Annotated in this window: 16 protein-coding genes; 10 read left to right on the top strand and 6 right to left on the bottom strand. The window is 65.9% G+C overall.

Annotated features, from left to right (window positions below):
* Positions 1–57: 57 nt before the first annotated feature.
* From ACP4XC_RS18985 to ACP4XC_RS18965, 5 genes are all read right to left on the bottom strand, one after another.
* Positions 58–798 carry a hypothetical protein gene (locus ACP4XC_RS18985; RefSeq protein ID WP_427172261.1) on the bottom strand — a complete coding sequence of 247 codons (741 nt, stop codon included), beginning with the start codon at positions 796–798 and terminating at the stop codon, positions 58–60.
* A 92-nt stretch (positions 799–890) separates the two neighbouring features.
* Positions 891–1,586, bottom strand: coding sequence for a WbqC family protein (locus ACP4XC_RS18980; protein ID WP_427172260.1), 696 nt, complete (start codon positions 1,584–1,586; stop codon positions 891–893).
* Between the two features lie 32 nt (positions 1,587–1,618).
* A complete protein-coding gene (locus tag ACP4XC_RS18975; protein ID WP_427172259.1) occupies positions 1,619–2,362 on the bottom strand; it encodes a PIG-L deacetylase family protein in 744 nt (247 codons plus the stop codon).
* A 170-nt stretch (positions 2,363–2,532) separates the two neighbouring features.
* Positions 2,533–3,144 carry a carboxymuconolactone decarboxylase family protein gene (locus ACP4XC_RS18970; RefSeq protein WP_427172258.1) on the bottom strand — a complete coding sequence of 204 codons (612 nt, stop codon included), beginning with the start codon at positions 3,142–3,144 and terminating at the stop codon, positions 2,533–2,535.
* Between the two features lie 6 nt (positions 3,145–3,150).
* Complete coding sequence (locus ACP4XC_RS18965; RefSeq protein WP_427172257.1) at positions 3,151–4,374, bottom strand: aminotransferase class I/II-fold pyridoxal phosphate-dependent enzyme; 1,224 nt, start codon at positions 4,372–4,374, stop codon at positions 3,151–3,153.
* Positions 4,375–4,908: 534 nt separating this feature from the next.
* Here ACP4XC_RS18965 and ACP4XC_RS18960 point away from each other — a divergent pair.
* The 5 genes from ACP4XC_RS18960 to ACP4XC_RS18940 all read left to right on the top strand — a co-directional run bounded on the left by ACP4XC_RS18960 (position 4,909) and on the right by ACP4XC_RS18940 (position 10,457).
* Positions 4,909–7,401 (top strand): galactose oxidase-like domain-containing protein, encoded by a 2,493-nt coding sequence (locus tag ACP4XC_RS18960; RefSeq protein WP_427172256.1) that lies wholly within the window; start codon positions 4,909–4,911, stop codon positions 7,399–7,401.
* A gap of 52 nt (positions 7,402–7,453) precedes the next feature.
* A complete protein-coding gene (locus ACP4XC_RS18955; RefSeq protein ID WP_427172255.1) occupies positions 7,454–8,158 on the top strand; it encodes a hypothetical protein in 705 nt (234 codons plus the stop codon).
* Between the two features lie 80 nt (positions 8,159–8,238).
* Positions 8,239–8,967: a hypothetical protein gene (locus ACP4XC_RS18950; RefSeq protein WP_427172254.1), complete on the top strand. Its 729-nt coding sequence runs from the start codon at positions 8,239–8,241 to the stop codon at positions 8,965–8,967.
* Between the two features lie 115 nt (positions 8,968–9,082).
* Positions 9,083–9,688: a DUF1326 domain-containing protein gene (locus ACP4XC_RS18945; protein WP_427172252.1), complete on the top strand. Its 606-nt coding sequence runs from the start codon at positions 9,083–9,085 to the stop codon at positions 9,686–9,688.
* Between the two features lie 46 nt (positions 9,689–9,734).
* Positions 9,735–10,457: a DUF2182 domain-containing protein gene (locus ACP4XC_RS18940; protein WP_427172251.1), complete on the top strand. Its 723-nt coding sequence runs from the start codon at positions 9,735–9,737 to the stop codon at positions 10,455–10,457.
* A 4-nt stretch (positions 10,458–10,461) separates the two neighbouring features.
* Here ACP4XC_RS18940 and ACP4XC_RS18935 read toward each other — a convergent pair whose 3' ends face one another.
* Positions 10,462–11,397: a phosphatase PAP2 family protein gene (locus ACP4XC_RS18935; protein WP_427172250.1), complete on the bottom strand. Its 936-nt coding sequence runs from the start codon at positions 11,395–11,397 to the stop codon at positions 10,462–10,464.
* 498 nt (positions 11,398–11,895) lie between these two features.
* Between ACP4XC_RS18935 and ACP4XC_RS18930 the strand changes: the two genes are divergently transcribed.
* The 5 genes from ACP4XC_RS18930 to argS all read left to right on the top strand — a co-directional run bounded on the left by ACP4XC_RS18930 (position 11,896) and on the right by argS (position 18,453).
* Entirely contained in the window at positions 11,896–12,369 is a 474-nt protein-coding gene (locus ACP4XC_RS18930) for a hypothetical protein (RefSeq protein WP_427172249.1), read from the top strand.
* A gap of 474 nt (positions 12,370–12,843) precedes the next feature.
* A complete protein-coding gene (locus tag ACP4XC_RS18925) occupies positions 12,844–13,266 on the top strand; it encodes a YybH family protein (RefSeq protein WP_427172248.1) in 423 nt (140 codons plus the stop codon).
* Positions 13,267–13,321: 55 nt separating this feature from the next.
* On the top strand, positions 13,322–14,359 hold the full coding sequence (locus ACP4XC_RS18920) for an o-succinylbenzoate synthase (RefSeq protein ID WP_427172247.1): 1,038 nt from the start codon (positions 13,322–13,324) through the stop codon (positions 14,357–14,359).
* 85 nt (positions 14,360–14,444) lie between these two features.
* Positions 14,445–16,538 carry a PhoX family protein gene (locus ACP4XC_RS18915; protein ID WP_427172246.1) on the top strand — a complete coding sequence of 698 codons (2,094 nt, stop codon included), beginning with the start codon at positions 14,445–14,447 and terminating at the stop codon, positions 16,536–16,538.
* A 142-nt stretch (positions 16,539–16,680) separates the two neighbouring features.
* Positions 16,681–18,453 (top strand): arginine--tRNA ligase, encoded by a 1,773-nt coding sequence (argS, locus tag ACP4XC_RS18910; protein WP_427175163.1) that lies wholly within the window; start codon positions 16,681–16,683, stop codon positions 18,451–18,453.
* Positions 18,454–18,603: the final 150 nt, after the last annotated feature.

Here is an 18,603-nt window from a genome sequence, read left to right as displayed (position 1 = left end):
CCCCGGCACCCCCGGCAAGCCCCAAATACTCAGCCCCAGATACTCAGCCCCAAATACTCAGAGGTTCGGCGGGAACGCGTAGGACGACGGGAGTGGCGATGGTGTGTCGCCGTGTGTCAAGGCGATCTCGTCCCAGCCGCGGAGGACCACTTGACCCACCGGAGCTGCCTGCTGGACACCGTTGACGTACACCGTCCATTCCCCGGCGGGGTGGCCGCCGATGCTCCCGGCGCCGGCCAGGACGCCCCACTCCTGCAGGACCTGGGTCAAGAGGTAGCGCTGCCCTGGCTTCTCGGATTCGATGTGGATGATCCCCGTGGCGTCGTGCGTGTGGGCGGGCGAGACGCCGGCGAGCTGTCCCGGCGCCCCGTCGGTGAAACCGATCCATGCCGGAACGGTAATAGCTTTCCCGTCGAGGTATACGTCCAGATGGGCGTGGTAATGCTCGCCTGTGCCTTCGTCCGTCAGGATAGGCATTCCCGCAGCGAGTATCCGTTCCGTGGCGCCGGGTTGCAGCGCCCAGGGATCCGAAGTGCGCTGGACTGGCTGTGCGCCGCCGGGGCTGGGACCTGCGGCGGCCGGCTTCGCTCCGCCGGGACTCGGGCTTGCGGCGGGTGGGTCAGCAGCCCCGTGACTGTGATCCGCCGTCGCTGTTGTGGTTTCCTGTTCCGCGGAGGGCCCGGGCGCGGCAGCCCCAAAAAGCCCGCTCCATGCCACGGCGGCAATGCCGAGCAGCGCTGCGGCGGTCACAGCCAGGCGCTGAAGCGTGCGGGCTCGGGTCAAACGGTGCGTGCCCATGGTTCCCCTTTCTTCCGCTGATCGCAGGAGTTGGAGGGGTCCTGTTTGGGTCTCCATCCTGTGGTTCGCATTTGTGTTCGCAGTGCTTCGGACTAGCCTGGCGCGTGCGCCGCGATGGGGCGCGGTTCAGCGCGGCTGCAGGATGCGAGTATTTGGGCCGCGGCCCTGCCGGTGTGGAACAACAGGTCCGCGGCGGCAAGGTTTGGCAGGAACGGAAGTTTTCCCTGGGGGTAGACGGGGTGCTCGAAGTCCTGGACGAGGACGGGTATGCCGGCCTGGTCGAAGCCGGTCCAGTCGATGAAATGGGTTTCCGTTGTGCTGGTCAGGTGGGTGTCGCCGCCGGCGCTGCGGACGAGGTCAAGCAGCCGCTGCTCCCGTGTTCCCGAGTGGGGGAGGTCTGTGGCGCGGATGATTTTGACGTCCGAGCGCAGGTACCGGCACAGCTGTTCGAGCAGGTCCAGGTTGTGGTCCACCAGCAGAGCATGGCGGCGGTCATACACGGCCTCGATCAGGGGAAAGATGTCTCGGAAATAGGGCGCCGCGGCGTAGTGGGTGGCGAGGAAGCGCAGGTGGGCCTCGCGCCAGCGTTGCTCCGGGACCAGCCGCACCTGGTTCAGGATCTGCCGGCTGCCGGTGCTGAGCACGGGGACCGACAACCACTGGGTTTTTCCCGCGCTGGTGCGGAAAAGCTGGCGGCTGTGGAATTCCTGGCGGGTGAACTGGACGCTGTCGTAGGCCACGTACACGTCGCTGTCCAGGATCTTGGCCATCAGCTTGAGCCAGGGCATGAAGTTTGGCTGATGGACTGAGACCGTAACCATTAGAACGCCGCCCTGTGCGTAACGAAGCCTTCGGCGGCCTCGGCTGAAATTTCCCGTCCCCGGAGCCGGCACTGGAGTTCCAGGCCCTCCGGGCTTCCATGGAAGAGGTGGCCCCTGACCTGGGAGGCGTGGATGCGCAGGGCATCGAGTTTGATGTCAAGGAAGTCGCTGACATCGATGAAGAGGTTCGGGTGAAATTGTTCGTGGCCTGGTGTCCAGAACAGGCTGGTGTTGTCATAGCTGAGAACGAGTGGAACGAAATGGCGTTCACCGCGGAGCCCGGGCCGGGTGGCAGTCATGCACGCCCGGAACAATGCCTCGTGATCCTGGTTATAGCTCATCGCGGGAATCAGCAGCATGGTGGGCTGGATGTTCTCCACTGACAGGCGCGACTCACGTTCGATTATTGCCACAAGGTCCTTGCGGGGCACCGTGTCCAGTGCCAGATGCATTTCCTCCTGCGGGAACATGACCTCCCAGTCATCGACCTTCAGCAGTTCCATCACGGCCGCAAATTCCCGCAGCCGTGTCTGTGCGCTGACCGGGCGCATCTTCTCCCCATGGCCGGCCGGGCCGTAATGATCCACGCCGCCCAATGAACCCAGCAGCACGAACACTTCACCGCCCAGGGCTTTTATCCTCGCGATCGTTCCAGCACAGCCATAGGTCTCGTCGTCGGAGTGCGGAGCAATGACCAGGGCCCGCTGCCCCGAAAGGAACCCATCCCCCCATGAATGCGGCATCACCAACTCCTCGGAAGTGTCCCGGCTTTTAGCAGTCCGGTGTCGATGCCCCAGCATAAAATCCGAAGGGCCACTTCCGCACGAGTGTGCACTACTCGACTTTTGACACTCTTTTATCACCCGGCACTTGCGTGGCCGGGGGCCACCTCAGGCAGGGTGGTGGTACCGGTTCAGGCGCCGCGGTGGCGGGCCCTGGCCGCGGCGCTGAACTGCGGCAGGGGCTCCAGCAGCGCAGCGCGAAGCTGGGGGCTGAGCCTCGGCGGGACATCGACGTCGGACGCCAGGGCCTGCAGCGTCCGGCACATGAGGTTCCGGGCCGCGGCGGCCAGGGTGATGTCCAGGATCTCCCGGTCGGTAAAGCCGTGGTTCCGCAGTTCAAGGGTGTCCGCTTCGGTCATGGCCACGGCATCGGTGCTCAGTTGCTCCGCGTACTCCATCATGGCCACCTCCGCAGGTGACAGGCCGGCGGTGCGGTAGTCCCGGGCGATCCCGATCAATTCCTCCTCATCGAAGGCCCGCAGCGCCTTGAGCCCGTGGGCAATCCTGCAATGCGGAGAGCCGAGGGCCTTGGCCGCGGCCAGGCTGATCAGCTCGTACCGCCGCACGTCCATCTCCTGGGTGATGGCGCTGATCAGGGATTCGAAGGCAAGGTACGCCTCGGGGTTTACGGCCAAGTCCTTGGTGTGGCTGGCCACGTACCCCAGGGCGCGGACGTCGTCGTTGTATATTTTGGCCTTCAGGCCGGAGGCCCGGCTTTCCGGCGTGGTGGCGAGTATGGACATGGGTTCCTAACCTCCTCGTGATTCGGTGATTGCCGCGGCGAAACCGGACAGGCTGCGCTCCACCATCTGGTCGTTGGCGGTCAGCGAGATCCGGAAAAATCCCGGTGTTTCGAACAATGCGCCCGGGAGCACAAACACGTCGCGGGACGCGAGCATCTCGGTGAACGCCACATCGTCCGGGATGGGGGAGTTCACGAACAGGTAGAAGGAGCCTTCCGGCCGGTGCAGCAGGTAGCCCATGGCCGTGAGCTCCTCGATCAGCCGGTCGCGCCTGCGCTGCAGCTGAGCCACATCAATGGAGAACCGTTCGAGCTCCGGCAGCGCGTACTGGAGCAGGGCATTCGGGTAGATCCACCCCAGCGAGATCTGCAGGGCCTCGAGCACTTCCCGCATTTCCGCGCGGTCCGGCATGGTGGGCGGAAGGGCCAGATAGCCCACGCGCTGTCCCGGAGCGAGATGGGTTTTCCCGAACGAATACGCCAGCAGCGTGTAGGGGTAGTACTCGGCCGGACTGTGGAACCGGGTGCCGTCAAAGACGATCCGGTTGTATGCCTCGTCCGACACCAGGTAGATCCGGTGCCCGTTGCCTGCCGAGGCCACCTCCAGCAGGGCGGCAAGCTTCACCAGCAGGGTGGGCGGGTAGATCCGGCCCGTGGGGTTGTTGGGGGAATTGACGATCACCACCCGGGTGCGCGGAGTGATGGCCGCGGTGATTGCGGTGAGGTCCAGGTCGAACGTCTCCGGGTTGATCCGGACCTTGACCGGAACCAGGCCCGCCTCGGTGATGATGGGCTCGTACAGGAACCACGGCGGGAGGCTGTAAATCACCTCGTCCCCAGGATCGGCCACCGCCTTCAGCGCCATGGCGATCGCTGTGAAGCCGCCCGTGGTGAGGTAGATGTCCTCCGGCTCGAACGGCACCTCAAGCAGCCGTTCGAGGGAGGCGGCCGCAGCCGCACGGGCCTCGGCGCCGTTGGTCTTGTACGCAAACCACTGGTCGTTTTGGGGCGTGAGGTTCCGCCGCAGCGTATCCACGTAGGCTTCGGGCGGCATCTGATGCGGGTTGCCGAGGGTGAAATCGCAGATGCCGGGGTCGTTGCGGCGCAGGCCGTAGGTGGAGGTGCTCAGGTAGGAGTTGAGCATCCGGAGCGAGGGAATGGCGGCCACCGCCGCGGCCCGGGCCGAGAACTTCGCGCGTGTGACCACACGGGGGTGGTTGTTGTCAGCCATGTAGCATCCCCTGTTTCCGGCACCGATAGGGCAGCTCGCTGCTGAGCCAGTGGAGGCTGTGGTCCGACTCATTCTGGCCTTCCGCACAGGTGATGTAAATAGAACCTTGAGAATGCGGCGATGCCCACAACGCGGACCTTGCCGGACCGTCAGCTGATTCTGATCGCCGCTACCTAGGCAGCACTCAGGAACACCACCCTGAACCCGGGGAGATTTTCGAGTATCGATTACTCGTGTTGTTGGACCACACGGTAAATAGCCTGAGCTTTCGACACCCACACCCGAATGCGATGGTCTCCATGATGCCGATCCCCGTTACTGTGCCATGTTCCATTGCCGCCAGTCGTCCACGGCAATGTCACCGGCACCTGCACAGTTCAGAGTGCCGTGTGGCTGAGTGCCGGTTGCGCCGTTGCGGCGTGAGAGGCGGGCATGGTGGCGACTAGATATCGTTGGGCATTCCGTCCTGGTGCTGCTTTCCCGCCGAGCAGGAATAGGATCCGGCCCGTTCTCCAACGCATGGCGCGGGGCCGAATGCTGGTGGTCATAGTGGTGAGTTGCCTCGCCGCCGGGTTCATCACCACCACTGGCGCCGAGGTGATCGCGGCAACGAGTGTTGGTTCGAACCTGGTTGTCAATCCGTCGCTGGAGGACGGAACCTCTTTCCCCACTTGCTATTCCGCGAACGGGTGGGGCACCGCTGGGGTATGGTCCCTCACCGCCGGGCACACTGGGCAGCGCGCCGTCACCGTCCAGATTTCAAACTACTCAAGCGGTGACCAGAAACTTCTGCAGTCTGAGACCACTTCCTGCGCGCCCCCAGTCTCCGCGGGGGCGGTATACAACCTGGGGGTCTGGTACAAGTCGACAGTTCCTGTCTCGCTGACAATGTTCCGACACACCTCCAGCGGTTGGGCGTACTGGGGCGACATCGGGACAGTCCCGTCGTCCGGCACTTGGGCGCAGGCGGTCGGCACTACTCCCGCGATCCCGGCCGGTACCGATCAAATCGCCTTCGGCTTGTCCATCAATGCGAACGGGACGCTCACCACCGACGACTACTCGTTATTCGCCACGGCGCTACCAACAGCGCCTCCGCCGGGACAACTTGTTTCCAACGGGAATCTGTCCCAGGGGACGCCCATGCCGGACTGCTTCATAAGCGCTGGCTGGGGTAACCGGAGCGTGACCGAAGGCCTGTCGACGGACGTGCCAACGAATTCGGCGGCCGGCACCCGGTCCTACACCTATACGGTCAGCTCATATGTCTCAGGGGACGTCAAGCTCCTTGAATCACAGACACCGGGTTGCGCTCCGTCCGTGGCTGCGGGCTCCCAGTACAACGTCTCGATCGACTACAAATCGACGTCGGCAAACAACTCGCTCACGGTCTTCAAACACGACTCGACCGGCTGGTCCTATTGGACAGACATGAAAACCCTGCCCGCGGCGAGTTCATGGACAACGGCCACGGCGTTGAGCGCGCCTATCCCGAGCGGGGTGGACAGTATCTCCTTTGGAATCTCGCTCTCCGGCAACGGCACTCTCTTCACGACGAACTATTCGTTGCAACTGCCGGCGCCTCCGCCGACGTCGGGGACGCCTTCCCAAGTTGGTTCCTGGCAGGTGCTCAACACCACGCTGCCGCTAAGGAATATCCACTCCACCCTGCTCAGCGACGGGCGGCTGCTGATGATCGCTGGTTCCGGTAATGACGGTAATGCGTTTGCCGCCGGAACATTCAAAGCGACGGTGTGGAACCCGAACGCAAACACATTCACGGATGTGCCTGTCCCGTATGACATGTTCTGCGTTGGGCACGCGACATTGCCGGACGGCAAGGTTCTGGTTGCGGGGGGCACCGCCGCCTACCCGACCGCCTCCCAGGGTCCGACAACATTCACCGGATCGGCCCACAGTTACTACTTCGACCCGAAAGACAACCAGTTCCATCCCCTTCTCGACATGCAGGGGGCGCACTGGTACCCCACGTTGACCAAGCTGGGGAACGGCGATATCTGGGCCGCTGGCGGCCTGAACGAGAATGCCTCCGGGTCAGTGCTCACTGAGATGTTCAGCTCGTCCGCCATGGGGTGGTTGAACAAGAACAACGTTCCGCAGACCTGGAGCTTCTGGGGCCTGTACCCTCACATGTACCTGCTCAACGACGGTCGGTTGTTCTACTCCGGCGGCCACACCTTCGGCAATGGTCTTCCAGGATCGGGGGCCTCCCTCTACAAGTGGCAAACCGCCCAGATGTGGGACGTTGCAGGACTCAGGAACAAGGACCTCCGCGACCAGGCCGGGTCGGTGCTCCTGCCACCGGCCCAGGACCAGCGGGTGATGATTGTCGGCGGCGGCAACACCCAGACAAACACTCCGGCCATCAACCAAACGGACATCATCGACCTGAGCCAGGCAAACCCGGCCTATGTCCCGGGTCCGGATCTGCCCGGTCCAGGAAAGCTGTACCTCAACCTGCTCAACCTGCCCGACCGCACAGTCTTTTCCGCAAACGGCGCCCAGTACAACCGTTCCGGCAATGTGGACACGGCGGCCATTTACCGGCCCAGCAGCAACGACTGGCTGTCGATCGACCCGGACCCCGTGAGCCGCAACTACCACTCCTCGGCGATCCTGCTGCCGGACGGCCGCGTGGCCGTTTTCGGATCCAACCCGCTGGATAACACCTTCGAACTCCGGATCTCCGTCTACAGCCCGCCCTATCTATTCCAAAATGGGCGTCCGGGAATTACCCAGGCACCGGCCTCCGCCACCTACGGGCAGTCTTTTGGACTCCAGGTATCCGGAACCGTCAAGTCCGCCTCGCTGATGTCCCCGATGTCCGCGACGCATCAGACGGACACCAATGCCAGGCTTGTCGACCTGCCCCTCAGTGGCAGTGGGACATCGCTTACTGCCACGGTTCCTGCCAATTCGAACCTCCTACCACCGGGCCCTTACATGCTCACCGTGCTCGACACCAATAATGTCCCGAGTGTTGCCAAATGGGTGTGGATCTCATGAGGAGAACAGCACTAATTGTCCCGGCACCCCAGCACATTCGCGAGGAAACCCGATGAAAAAAAGCCCACCCAAAGTATCCTTCTGGCTATTCATGCGGCTCGCATTCACAGGCGTGTGCCTCGTCGCCCTGGCGGCGTTGCTGCTCCATCGGCAGGGCGTCTCGGCAGCAGCCCCGGGAGCACATATCCACCCTTCAACAGCATCGGGCCTGGTCCTCGCCGAGGCGGCCGCAGGCCGTGCCGATCCACCTCCAAGCGGAACCGCGCCGGGCCCGACACCGGACAACAGCGCCGCCACCGTCAATACGCCGTCGGGCCAGCGCCCGAGCGGACAGCAGGTCAACCCGCCGGCCGACGGCGACAGCCAGTCGGCCAACCGCACACAGCGATCATTAAGCGACGCCGCCGCCACGCCGGACGGCCTCGGCTCTCACCCGAACGCGGCGAACCCGGCACCCACCCTCCGCGGAACCGTCGATCCCTCGCAGGTCCTGGACACAGCTTCACAATCACTGGGCGGATGTCTCAAGGAATACGGCGATGCCGGGCAGTGCCTGCCGGTGGTGCCGCCGAGTCTGGCCGAACATATACAACAGATGAAAAACGCCGGCCTGGACCCGGCCAGCATGCCGCACAACTGGACCTGCTCGGAGGTCCGGGTGTACTTCGCTAACGGCATCGCCGTGCGGCAGCACGGCGTAGACCCGCAGCATCTGGACTCCAACGGGGACGGCACTGCCTGCGGCGCCGCCGATTAGACCGGGAACATGAAGCGGCGCCAGCTTCCTGTATATCGCCAGCTTCCCGTAAATGGAGTCTCCGGCGTACCCTAATGGCTATGACCCAGGGGCTTCGCACGATCCCCAAGACCATCGCCGCAGCCTTGGCCACGGTGCTGGGCTTTGGACTGGTGCTGGCCGCGGTGCTTGGAACAAGCCTCGCGGCGGCGCCGGCCGCGAACGCCGCGGACCCGTCCGTCAAGGTACTGGACACCACAGCCACCATCACCGACCCGAACTGGTTCCATCAGGCTTACGCCGCCGGGTTCCGCCTCTACGTGATGCACTCCGCCGTCTGGGGCGCCTGCGTTCCGTGGGAGCGCACCCAGCCGCAACTCAAGATGGCCCTCGACGCCGGCCTGAAGATCGCCGTCTACACCCGCGATCCGGCCTGCTGGCAGGCGGGCATCAGCGCGGCGGGGCCGTACATTCCGCAGTTGCAGTTCTTCGCCCTGGACGTCGAAACAGGCGGCAGGGCGGTGACCCGCGCCATGGTGGACGGCGTGAAGGGCATGGGAGTGCGGCCCGTGATCTATACCGGCCACGGGATGTGGCCCATGATCACCGGCGGCAGCACGGCGTTCGCCGACGTCCCGCTCTGGGATGCGGACCCGCGCCTCATCGACTTTGCAAGCTGGACCCCCAACCACCTCGCAGGTGCCCCGGTGCAATACGGGGGTTGGAACACCGCCACCACCATGCGGATCGGCGTGCAGCAGACGTTCGAGCACTATTTCAACGGCGTCTATGTGGACTTGAACTCCTTCAACGCCGCCTTCCTCAAGTAGACAAATGCGCGTGCCGGGACGCGCCGTCGAGCTCCAATTCCGGACCCGTTGACGGTGCCCATGGCCGCGAGGAAACTCGTATTTGGGGGGATGCCACTTCGAAAGGAGCCCCAAATTGGCGTGGCACGTAGAGGGTACCTACTTTGAAAACTGCAACTGCAACATGGTGTGCCCGTGCACAACCTCGGGCCTGACGGCCCCGGCGGACAATGAGCGGTGCAACGTTGCCCTGGCGTTCCATGTGGACACCGGCGAGGTCAACGGGGTCGACGTCGCCGGCCTGACCGTCTGCGTGGTGGCGGATGCGCCCCCGGTCATGAGCGACGGCGGCTGGAAGGTGGGCGTACTGATGGACGCGGCCGCCACCCCTGAACAGGCCGAGGCCCTCGGCGGGGTGTTCGGCGGCCAGCTTGGCGGACCGATGGAGGGCTTGGTCCCGCTGATCGGCGACATGGTGGGTATGGAGTCCCAGGAGATCACCTACAGCAATGACGGCCGCCGGCACCAGGTCAAGGTGGGCAGCGCCGTGGACATGGCGGTGGAGGATTTCGTCTCGCCGCTGGACCGCGCCGAAGCGGGCGTGAAGGTCAGCGGAGTGGGCTTCCCGTCCGATACCCTGGCAGCCGGAACGTCCAGCACCGCCGTCGTTAACGTCTTCGGCATGACCTGGGACAACGCCGGAAAGAACTCCTTCTCGGCTCCCTTCGCCTGGTCGGCCTAGGGTGACCGGGCGCAGCCACCAGGCGGTCAGTCAACAGACAGCCTGGGTGGCGCTGATCCTGTGCGCGGCCCTCGCCTGGTACCTCACCTTCTATGGCCTGCAGGGAATGCCTGCAGGCCCCGGGACCATGGGGATGGGGTTGCCGGGCTTCCTCGGCGCATGGGCGCTGATGATGGCTGCCATGATGCTGCCCGCGCTGGCGCCGCTCACCGCCATGTATCTGAGGTCCATCCGCGCCGTGCGCGACCGGCGGGTGAGGACGGCGCGGACGGCCGCCCTGATCGGCGGCTACCTGCTGACCTGGACAGGCTTTGGCCTGGTGGCCTACGCCGCGGCTGAACTGGGCGCGTGGCTGGCTTCGGCCGCTCCCGCCGCGGCCCCCTGGGTGGGCGCCGGGCTGCTCGTGGCCGCCGGGGCCTACCAGTTCACCCCGCTCAAGGACTTCTGCCTGCGGCACTGCCGCTCCCCGGTGGCGTTCCTGCTGCACGTCTCCGGATTCAAGGGCGCCCTCCGGGATGTCCGGGTTGGCCTGTACCACGGGGTGTACTGCGTGGGCTGCTGCTGGGGCCTGATGGTGGTGCTGGTGACGGTGGGGGTGATGAACCTTGCCTGGATGGCCGCGATCGCCGCCGCCATCTTCCTGGAGAAAACGTGGAAGTACGGGCTGGTGTTCAGCCGGATCACAGGAGCGGCATTGATCGGCTTCGCGATGTTCGTTCCCTCGCACCCTGAGTGGCTGCCCGGCCTCTACCTGAGCACGGCCATGTGAGCCGTCAGCGGCCGGCGGGGACCCGCCGTCGTGCCCCGAATGCGAACAGCGATGTGGCCGCAACGGTGGCCAGGTAACCTGCGATGACAATCAGGGAGATGCCCGCCCAGAAGTAGTTGGTGGTGCTGCCTTCCTGCCCGGGGCCCGGGGCGATCTTGGCCAGCGAATACACTGCCACCGCGGCGGACGCCAGGCCGATCAGCACCGGCAGCCCCAGCCACCAGCGCGACGACGCCCAGTGGCTGCCAAATCCGTCCCACACATTCCAGGCGCTGCCCTTGCGGATAATCAGCCAGCCGGCCGGAATCACGAAGGCGCCCACCAGCAGGAATGCGGCCACCACGTCGGAGGGCCGGTGCCACTGGTTCACCAGCGTGGAAACCCCGGACACGATCGCGAAGCTGCCACCCACAAAACCCGCGAACGGACGCCAGCGCGGCGAGGCCATCAGGAACACGGCGGCAGCGGCCGAGGCGGCCAGCGTGGTGTGCCCGGAGGGAAGTGAGTTCAGCTCCAGGGTTTCCACGCCGCGGAACGGCCGCGCGGGCAGCAGCTCCTTGAGGACCTGGGTGGCCACGTTGGCACCCACACACGCCGCCAGCGCTATTCCCGCGGAGGCCCAGCGGCGGCGGATCACCGTGACAAAAAGAACCACGACGGCGGCCACCACCAGGGAGATGGTGGGCAGCCAGTCCAGGAACTCGGTGGCGGCCTTGCCCGCGGGCCCGTGAATGGCCACGGCTTCCACGAGGGCGGACTCGTCAATGAACTGGCCGGTGGTGGTCCGGACGAAGAAGAAGTAGGTGGCCGCCAGCCCGGACAGGCAGGCCAGCGTGGCAAGGATGCACAGGGCGCCGAGGCCCCTGGTGCCGCGCGCCTGGGCGGAGGCCGCCTTGGGGGAGTGCCGCCGTCGTCCGGAATCTTTCAGCTGAAAAGTCATCCACTTTAGGGTGTCACAGAATGCTGTGAGCTGGCTGCGGTGGCTGCGGTGGCGCGGGACCAGCGCGGGACCAGCGCGGTCCCAGGGGGAGGCCCAGGGGACGCCCAAGTGGGCCCGGTGCGGGACCGGTGCGCGCCCGGTGCGGGCCCGTAGTGCCGGTCACCGCTGGCCGAAGTGCGCGGCAAAAACAGGTAGCGGACACTCGTGCCCGCGGCTTGCTGTTCTTCCTAGGCTTGCAGTGTCGGCAGCAAGCCCATCAGCACTGCGCCCGCTGCCGTGGCGGATGCCAATGCCCAAACCGACGGTGACACGCGGGGCGTTGGCATCCGCCGATTAAGGTCCGGACTTAGGGCCGTGCAGGGGCCGTTTCCCGGGCGTCTTCCGGCGCCCGCGGGTGGCTGTCCTCAACGTTGACACCCCTGCACCCCCGGCGCAAGCTTGAACCAACTGCGGCCCTGAAGGGGCAGGGCGCAACCTCACCAGGCGCGGGGAAGGGTCATGAGCGAACAGCCGGACAAGCGTCAGAAGCTGACGGAGAATATTGAGCAACGGCAACTGGCACTCCAGGCCTTCCTGCGCAAGGCGCGGCCCCGCCGGAACAGGCTGGCCAGCACTAGCGTTGTGGGCAGCGCCCTGTCCGCGGCGCTCACGGCGGGCCCGGCCTTCGGCGGCACCAAGTTCACCACGGCCGCGCAGGGCGCCCTGTCCCTGGAACAGAGCTCCACCGTCTGGCAGGTGCTCTGCCTCGGCGCGGTGCTGGCATCTCTCGCGGCTGCCATGGCCACGAATCTGGCTAACTCGCACTCGGTGGCCGAGCGGGTCAGCGCCGCCGAAACCTGCAACGCGCAGCTTGAGGCGCTGCAGACGGCACTGACGTTTGGAAACCTCTCGGTCGAGGACGCGCTCCAGCTCTACCAGCAGTACACGGCGCCTGTCGCCTTCGTGGACGGCCTCGCTAAACCGGTGCCGTGACATTGACCGGACCCCCTGCGTATACTCCTGCCGGCCTCCCTGGAACCCCGACATCGCGGGTGCGTGATATCCGCAATTGTGAGTACACGCCGGCCCGAAAAACGAGTAGCGGGCACTCACGCCAGCGGCCTTGACCGTTCATAGAATTTTCTCATCGGCATGGTTCTTGACCAGCCGCCCGCGGCGAATCCGGCGGACCTCCGCTGGATTCGCGCCAGGGCTCCTTGAGCTGGGCCGGCGGCGACGAGTTTCTTAATCCTAGAGCTCGCCCCCAGTCGTCGTCGGCCCTACCAAGGCCCATTTCCAAGGCCCGCTCCGCAGTCCATTCCGAGGTTCAGCGGCGAGGTTCAGCTGCCGTCCATTCCGAGGTTCAGCTGCGAAGCCGGCTGCGCCGTTCCACCCGCGTTCTGAGGCCATGTGCGCTCCACCTGGTGCACATACCCGGACGACCCTACGAGTCAGAAGGTGGGACCAATGCAGCTTGACGAGGTCATCGAGCAGTTTCATCAAGCGGCCACCCGGTTTGCCCAAGGCGACCCGGAGCCCGCCAAGGTGATCTTCTCCCACAGCGCGGATGTGTCCCTGGCCAACCCCTGGGGTCCTCCGGCGGTGGGCTGGGAGCGGGTGTCAGAGGCCCTCGATTCAGCCGCTGCACGGTTCAAAGACGGGCGCGTCACCGCTTTTGATACCCTCACCAGCTTCGTCACTGCCGATCTCGCCTGCCTCCTGGACATAGAACACTGGCAAGCCAAGGTCGGAGGAGGCGCCGAAATATCGCCGTTCGACCTGCGGGTCACCAGCATCTATCGCCGCGAAGGTGACACCTGGGCGCTCGTGCACCGGCACGCGGACCCGATCACCACACCCCAGCCGCCGGACGCCGTCATCCGAAAATGACGCCCGGGAAGCATGCCCCGGTTTGACTGTCGGGGGTGGCCGGTAGAGTGAAATCATGCCCGCCGACGCACTCCAGCAACCGCCCGTTCTTCCCTCCCTGGACGAACTCCTGGCATCCGCGCATGTGGTGAGCCTGCCCATGCGGGTGAAATTCCGCGGCATCCTCACCCGGGAGGCGCTGCTCCTTGATGGCCCCCTGGGGTGGGGCGAATTCTGCCCGTTCCCCGAATACGGCGACGCCGAAGCCTCCCGGTGGCTTGCCTCTGCGGTCGAGGCCGGCTGGCAGGGCTTCCCGCCGCCGCTCAGGGACAGCATTCCGGTTAATGCCACGGTGCCGGCGGTTGAGGCGGCCAGGGTTCCGGAGATTCTTGCCCGCTTTGGCCGGGTGGACGCGGTCAAGGTCAAGGTGGCCGAACGCGGCCAGACTCTCGACGACGACGCCGCCCGGGTGGACGCCGTCCGCGCAGCCCTGCCGGACGCCGCCATCCGGGTGGATGCGAACGGCGGCTGGAACGTCCCGGTGGCGGTGGAGGCACTCAGGCGGCTGTCCGCCGTCGGGCTTGAATACGCCGAGCAGCCGGTCCCTGACATCGCCGGCCTGGCCGAGGTGCGGCGGCAGCTGCGGCAGGCGCGTGTTCCGGTGCTGATCGCGGCCGATGAAAGTGTCCGCAAGGAAGAGGACCCCTTGAAGGTGGCCCGCGCGGGCGCGGCTGACCTGATCGTGGTGAAGGTGGCTCCGCTCGGCGGCGTACGGCGGGCCTTGGAGATCGTGGCGCACGCAGGGCTGCCGGCGGTGGTCAGCTCAGCGCTGGACACCTCCGTGGGAATCCGCGCCGGGCTGGCGCTCGCCGCAGCCCTCCCGGAGCTGCCCTACGCGTGCGGGCTGGGAACGGTGTCCCTGCTCGCGGCGGATGTCACCAGGGATTCGCTGGTGGCCGACGACGGCGCCATCCGGGTCCGCGACGTTGCCGCCGACGCCGGGCTGCTGGCCGAACACGCCGCCGCTCCTGAGCGCCGGGACTGGTGGCTGGAACGGCTCCGAAGGGTGCACGCCGAGCTCGCGGGCGCTTATCCATCAAGTCGCCGGAGTTAATCTGATCTTTACCTGAGAGTTGGCTGTGAGTCGAAAATGACTGACAGGGTGGGCGGACCGCACCGAACACCCTGGAAGGTCTCCAATGCCTGAAACCACCGGACGCAAGTTTGCCTTGCTCCCCATGCTCGGCCATACCAAGGGCAAGCGCAGCCCCGTCACGTGTGCCCTGAAGTGCGACAACGCCTGCTCCGGCGAGGTCTGCAACACCAGCACGAACAGCTACTTCCGCGACATCGCGTCCGCCACACTGTCCCGCCGCGCCGCCCTTGGGTTCGGCGCCGCCGGTGCGCTCGCCGTCGTCCTCGGTTCCCTGACCTCCCCGGAAGGGGCAGTGGCCGACGGCGGCCCTGGCCTCGCGGCGGCCGCCAAGGACGGCTTCGGCAAGTCCAGGCTCCAGTTCAACGCCATCGCACCGGTGGACTCCGCCGTCGACGCCCTCACGGTTCCCGAAGGATTCACCTGGCAGCCCGTCATCCGCTGGGGAGACCCGCTGTTCGATGACGCGCCGGACTTCGACCTGGACAAGCAGACGGCCGCGGCCCAGTCCCGGCAGTTCGGTTACAACAACGACTACACGGACATCCTGCCCATCGAGGGGTCCAAGGACCGCCGCGCCGTGCTCTTCACCAACCACGAGTACACCAACGAGAACATCATGCTCCCTGCCACGTTCGACGCCGCGGAGACCCGCGCGATCGGCCGCGCGGCCCACGGCCTCACCGTGGTGGAGCTGGAGCGCAAGAACAAGAACAAGCCGTGGAACTACGTCAAGGGCGCGCCGCTGAACCGCCGCTACCTCAGCGACACCACATATGAGCTCACCGGCCCGGCAGCCGGCTCCGCGCTGGTCACCACCGTTGCCGATCCCTCCGGACGCGCCATCAAGGGCACACTGGGCAACTGCTCCGGCGGCACCACCCCCTGGGGCACCATCCTCTCCGGCGAAGAGAACTTCAACGGCTATTTCGTCTCCGCCGGCACCTCCGCCGCCGACAAGCGCTACGGACTGACCAGCAAGCCGACGGCGCGCCAGTGGGAACTGGACGACCCCCGGTTCGACACCCGCAACGCCGGGTACGCCAACGAGACCAACCGGTTCGGCTGGGTGGTGGAAGTGGACCCCTTCGATCCCATGTCCACCCCGAAGAAGCACTCGGCGATGGGCCGGTTCAAGCACGAGGGCGCCAACGTGATCGTGGCAGAATCCGGCCACGTGGTGGCCTATATGGGCGACGACGAGCGCTTCGACTACCTCTACAAGTTCGTGTCGGCGGCGAAATACCGTCCGGGCACAACAGCGGCTGACCGCAAGCACAATATGACGCTGCTTTCAGAAGGCGACCTGTTCGTGGCCAAGTTCACCGGTGACTCCCCGGCGGCTGAAATCGACGGTTCGGGCAAGCTTCCCGCCGACGGCGCCTTCGACGGCTCGGGCGAATGGCTGCCCCTCGTGGTGGGTGGCAAGTCGGCCGTGGCCGGCATGTCCGTCGGGGAGGTCCTGGTGTACACGCGCCTGGCGGCCGACAAGGTGGGCCCCACCAAGATGGACCGCTGCGAGGACGTCCAGCCGAGCCTGCACACCGGCAAGGTCTACGTGGTCTGCACCAACAACTCGGACCGCGGCAAGGTGGGCAAGGAAAGCGCCACCGAGGTCAACCCCCGCAACCTCAATCGGGACGGCCACATCGTGGAGATCACCGAAACCGGGGACCAGACCTCCACCGCGTTCGGCTGGAACCTGCTGATGGTCTGCGGCGATCCGGCCAGGAACAGCTCCACGTACTTCGCCGGATTCCCGGCCGACAAGGTCTCGCCGATCTCCTGCCCGGACAACGTGGCCTTCGACTCCGTGGGCGATCTGTGGATCTCCACCGACGGCGCCCCCTCCAGCATCGGCTACGCGGACGGGCTCTTCAAGGTCACCCTCACCGGAGCCGAGCGCGGCAAGGTGGAGCAGTTCCTGGCGGTGCCCCGGGACGCCGAAACCTGCGGCCCCGTGATCCACGACGAGGAACGGACCGTGTTCGTGGCAGTCCAGCACCCGGGCGAGGAGGGCACGTTCGCCGACCAGCACTCGTACTTCCCGGACTATGTGGCCGCGGGTTCCGCCCCGAAGCCGGGCCAGGCCCGCGCTCCTCGCCCGTCCGTGGTGCAGGTTTTCCGCGCAGACGCCTGACGCCTCCTCCGCCCGTCCGTTGCGCTATCACTTGTGGTCCTTTGGAGTCGTTTTTGGGGACCGTAAGTGATAGCGCAACGCAGGAGGTGGGGTCGGAAGGGGCGTGGCTGATAATTTGGAGAATGTGAATAATCCGGCCGAGATGGTTGTCCCCATAGTCCAGGCAGCGATTGCCCAAGCGTTCGGCGAGGAGTTCCGCCAGACCGATCCCGTCATCCGGCCATCGCAGTTCGCGGACATCCAGATCAACGCCGCCATGGCCCTGGCCCGGAAGGTCGGCCTGCCGCCCCGGGACGCGGCCGCGCGCATCGTGGATGCGCTGGAACTCGACGGCATCTGCACCAAAGTGGAGCTGTCCGGGCCGGGCTTCATCAACCTCACGTTCGACGGTACCTGGATCGAGGAGTTGCTGAACGCCCATGCGTCCGGCGCCCCGGCGGCGGGTGCGCCTGAGACGCCGGCCCAGCGCGTCGTCGTCGACTATTCCTCCCCGAACGTTGCGAAGGAAATGCACGTGGGCCACCTCCGCACCACGGTGGTGGGGGACAGCCTGGTCCGCGTCCTCGAGGCGCTGGGCCACACGGTGATCCGGCAGAACCACATCGGCGACTGGGGCACGCCATTTGGGATGCTGATTGAGCACTGGCTGGAGATCGGCGAGGACTCGCCCGAGGCCGCCTTGCTGGAGAGGGACCCCAGCGCGTTCTACCAGGCGGCGCGGGCAAAGTTCGATGCCTCTGATTCGGGCCCGGACAGTTTCGCCACGCGGGCGCGACTTCGCGTGGTGTCCCTGCAGTCGGCCCACGAGGAAACCCTGGAGGTGTGGCAGCGGCTGGTGGACCACTCGAAGGTCTACTTCAATGCCATCTACGCCACGCTGGGCGTCAGCCTCGAGGACGACCACATTGCCGGCGAAAGCTCCTACGATCCCCATCTAGCACAACTGTGCCAGGAGCTGGAGGAGCGCGGACTGGCCCGTGTGAGCGAAGGGGCGCTGTGCACGTTCCCCGCAGGCTTCACCGGCCGCGACGGCGAGCCGCTGCCGCTGATCATCCGGAAGTCCGACGGCGGCTACGGCTACGCCACCACGGACCTTGCGACCATCCGGTACCGGGTCCAGGAACTGCACGCGGACCGCATCCTCTACGTGGTGGGCGCGCCACAGAACGTGCACCTGCGCATGGTTTTCGAAACGGCCCGCGAGGCCGGGTGGCTGCCGGATTCGGTGGAGGCCACCCATGTGCAGATCGGCAACGTGCTGGGCGAGGACGGCAAGATCCTCAAGTCCCGGTCCGGCACGCCCGTGAAACTCATGGCCCTGCTGGAGGAGGCTGTGGACCGTGCCCGGGCGGTGGTGGACGCGAGCCGCCCGGATCTCTCCGAGGAGGACCGCGCCATCACCGCACGCCAGGTGGGCATTGGCGCCGTTAAATACGCAGACCTTGCCGTGGGCCACGATACCGAGTATGTATTCGATTTCGACCGCATGCTGGCTCTCACCGGAAACACCGGCCCCTACGTGCAGTACGCCGCGGCGCGGATCCGTTCCATCCTGCGGAAGGCCGGCGACTTGGGCGGCGCTGGGGCTGGGGCCGGCGGTCCGGGCGGTGCGGCGGGCGGGTTGACCCCAGCCGTGGCGATCGCCGTCGTCGAACCGGCCGAACGTGCCCTGGCCCTCCACCTGCTGGAGTACGGCGCGACCCTGCAAAAGGTGGGGGAACTGCTGGAGCCGCACCGGCTGTGCACCTACCTCTTCGAACTGGCGCAACTGTTCACGGCCTTCTATGATCAGTGCCCGGTGCTGAAGGCGGAGGAATCCGTGCGGCAGTCCCGGCTCGCCCTATGCACACTCGTCCTCCACAGGTTGTCCGCCGGCCTGGACCTGCTGGGCATCGAAACCCCAGAGAACATGTAGGGCCCCTGGTTGGTGGGAAACTGGTGTGGTGACTTCCGAGAACCCGCTGGACCCGCTCAATGCCCAATCAGCCGCCGAAGAGCCTGCCCCGGCCGATGAGCATGTCCCCGCCGAAGAGCCTGCCCCGGAATCCCTTAGCTCGCTCGAAGC

The sequence above is a fragment of the Arthrobacter sp. 92 genome, assembly GCF_050260325.1.
GTDB lineage: Bacteria > Actinomycetota > Actinomycetes > Actinomycetales > Micrococcaceae > Arthrobacter.
Note: the sequence above shows the minus strand (reverse complement) of the source record. Positions and strands in the feature narration are given on the sequence as shown.